Source organism: Streptomyces longispororuber, from assembly GCF_024448165.1.
GTDB classification, from domain to species: domain Bacteria; phylum Actinomycetota; class Actinomycetes; order Streptomycetales; family Streptomycetaceae; genus Streptomyces; species Streptomyces longispororuber_A.
In genome coordinates this window covers 1-2,791 of the sequence record NZ_JAMOLN010000406.1, presented here as the reverse complement: position 1 = coordinate 2,791, position 2,791 = coordinate 1, and the positions used below count along the sequence as shown (strand labels likewise).

Below are 2,791 nucleotides of genomic sequence, written 5' to 3'. Positions count from 1 at the left end.
ACGCCGGTCCGGGATGCCGAGCTTGTCCGCCGCCTCCTGCAGCCACTCCGGCGGACTCAGCAGGAACGACGTCTGGTTCAGGTCGACCCGCTCGGGCGGCTGCGGCGCCGCGGGCCCGGCCGGCGCGTCCGGCAGCCCGTACTCCTCCTCGTACCGCCGGATCACCTCGCCCACGGGCAGCGCGGGCCACAGGGTCGCCTCGCCGCTGTCCCGCGCGATCACGAGCCGCTGCCGGCCGCCGTCGGACACCGGACCGTTCTCCCGGTCCTCCGCCCACACCACGAAGCCCAGCTCGAACTCGCGGACCCGCACCTCACGGTGCTGGTACGCGGGCACCTCGCCGTTGATCCATTCCTCGGCGCGCTCCTGCGCCTGCGCGAACGTCACCATCGCAGCGTCACTCCCCACCCGCGACCGGGACCGCGGTCGCGAAGCCGCCGTCCACCATCAGATTCGCCACCGTCTCCAACTCCGGGGGATTTCCGGCCAGTCGGGACAGGAACACGTCGAAGTCGTCACCGCACGGCAGCAGCAGCCGCTCCACCCGCTCGGCCACGGACAGGCCGGAGGTCTCGCCGCCGTCCCGCGCGTCGTCGTACGCGCAGAACCACACGGACCCGATCGCCGCGCCCCGCACCTTCACGGCGAGGATGCCGCCCTGCACGAACCCGACGGCGAGATAGTCCTTCGTCAGGTGATCGCGCAGACACTTGTTGACGTAGACCACGTCGTTGACGGCGGCCTCGTCCCGGACGGTGAAGAACGGCTGGTCGACCAGGAGCCCCAACTCGGCGTCCAGCGCGGCCCCGACGGGCGCGCAGCCGCCGCCGGCCTTCAGGAACGAGCGGTACGCGCCGGGCAGCCGGTACCCCAAGTCCTCCTCGGCGGAGAGCACTTGCTGCTCGGTCACCGCCACCGCCGACTTCGGCAGCCCGAAGTGCGCGGGCCGGGTGTCCTGCAGTGGGCGGGTGCCGCGCTTGTGCTGGTCCACCGCCGCCGTCGCGAGCCCGCCGTGATGGCGCAGCAACGCCTTCACCTCCACGGGCACCAACTCCAGGCGCCGCGAACCGCGTACGTGGTGCCAGGTCCAGCCGTGCGGGGTCGCCACGGGCGGGATCGTGTCCCACAGCTCGTGCCCGGAGGCGGCGAGGGCGGCATTGGCCGACACATAGTCCGTGAGCCGCAACTCGTCGACGCCGAAGCCCTCCGGCGGCTCCGCGATCTCGGCGGCCGCACGCGCGTACGCCGAGAAATCGGGATAGCCTTCGCCGTCCATCCGCACACCTCTGGGGTGCCGGGCGGCGCGTACCGGATCCGGGAAGTGCACTACCTGCCCGGCGTAGGCCGCGTTCGGCGGCGCGGCTTGCTGCCCGAGCCGACCTGTCGTCATGGCGGTTGCCCCCTGCGGCGCTGTTTGACGGTTCCTGATCCGTACTGAAACTTGATCTTGATCCGTATCGATCGCGGACAACGACAGCCTATGCGGTTGTACGACACCGGTCACCGGGCCTCCGGTTCCATGACCAGCAGTCACCCCACCGTCACCGTGCCGTGACGATCGGGCGTGTCGGCGGGTACCGGCTTCCGCACCAGCCGCCCCATTTGGCACTCTGTGCAGGCAACCTGGGGGATTGCAGGAGGGGAAGCACCACATGAACAGCGGCACCGCACCGCCATCCGAAGCCACGGACACCCGGTCCGGCAACGACCCGCGCGTCGGCTGGAGCGCCACCGACGACGGGGCCGTCCCCGTGCTGCGCGGACGCCGTGACGGCATCCTGCCGACCGTCGCCGCGGCGCTCTCGGTCCGCGGCACCACCCTCACGTCCACGGCGGCCCGGGGCGAACAGCCGCCCGCCCTGCACCCGTTGGTCCAGGACTTCCTGGATACGTTGACGAGTACGCAGCGGGACCGTTTCACCGGGCGCTGCGCCGAGGCCATCCTCATCTCGCGCCACCTCACGGCCTCCGACGCGGAGCGGACGGAGAAGTCCAAACGCGCGAGACGCAAACCGATGACGGCGAGCGAGGCCCGCAAAGCCCTCAAGCACGCCAAGCTCACCACCCGCCGCATCCGCGAGGACGGCGATCCGCTGCACGGCGGGTTCGCCCGCCCGTGCCGCGCCTGCACCGCGCTGACCGCGCACTTCGGCGTCCACGTCGTCGACCCGACCGCCGATGCCAGCGAGGCCGCCCAGTGACGCCCGACGCCCCTTCCGTTTCCGCTTCCGCTTCCGCTTCCACCACTCGCTTCACCGTCGCTGTCGACGCCACGCTGCGGGCCGCCGGCTGGCAGCCCGGACGCTGGGACATCAAGCAGGCCGAGTTCTGGGCCGACGCGCTGCGCACCCACGTCTCACCGGCGGGCCACCGGCACTCCGTCTTTCCCGCGGCGGTCGAGGCGTGGGCCGAGTTCGGCGGCCTCCACCTCACGCCCACCGGCCCCGGCCGGCACGTCGCGCCGTCCCAGCCGCACCTCGATCCGCTGCACGGCCTGCACATGGCGCGCACCCTCGGCGACCTCGGTCGCGCGCTCGACACGGAGGTGTGTCCGCTGGGGGCGGAGTCCGGTTCGGAGGCGCTGCTGGCCATCGACACGGAGGGCCGGGTCTACGCGCTCGACCACAGCGGCGACTGGTATCTCGGCCCGGACATCGACCAGGCCCTCGACACGCTGATCACGGGCACCCGGCCCCCACGCCTGCAGCCACTGACCTGACGCCTTCTCCTCAATCGCCGGAGGGGCTTGCGGAGACGCGTCTGCCCGGTGCCCTGTTCGTCCGTGTGCACC

3 protein-coding genes and 1 pseudogene are annotated in these 2,791 nt (G+C 72.0%); 2 read left to right on the top strand and 2 right to left on the bottom strand.

The features are described from left to right. Together M4J07_RS47425 and M4J07_RS47420 are read right to left on the bottom strand one after the other, a co-directional pair. Positions 1-390 (bottom strand): annotated as a pseudogene (locus tag M4J07_RS47425) (SUKH-4 family immunity protein); the annotation flags it as partial. Between the two features lie 7 nt (positions 391-397). Continuing rightward, complete coding sequence (locus M4J07_RS47420) at positions 398-1,390, bottom strand: SMI1/KNR4 family protein (protein ID WP_255983564.1); 993 nt, start codon at positions 1,388-1,390, stop codon at positions 398-400. Positions 1,391-1,652: 262 nt separating this feature from the next. Here M4J07_RS47420 and M4J07_RS47415 point away from each other — a divergent pair, with 262 nt between their 5' ends. Together M4J07_RS47415 and M4J07_RS47410 are read left to right on the top strand one after the other, a co-directional pair. Continuing rightward, positions 1,653-2,201 (top strand): YwqJ-related putative deaminase, encoded by a 549-nt coding sequence (locus M4J07_RS47415; RefSeq protein ID WP_255983562.1) that lies wholly within the window; start codon positions 1,653-1,655, stop codon positions 2,199-2,201. Next, the gene (locus tag M4J07_RS47410) at positions 2,198-2,719 is read left to right on the top strand and encodes an SUKH-3 domain-containing protein (RefSeq protein WP_255983560.1); all 522 of its coding nucleotides are present in this window, start codon (positions 2,198-2,200) and stop codon (positions 2,717-2,719) included. The genes M4J07_RS47415 and M4J07_RS47410 overlap by 4 nt, the downstream gene beginning before the upstream one ends. Positions 2,720-2,791: the final 72 nt, after the last annotated feature.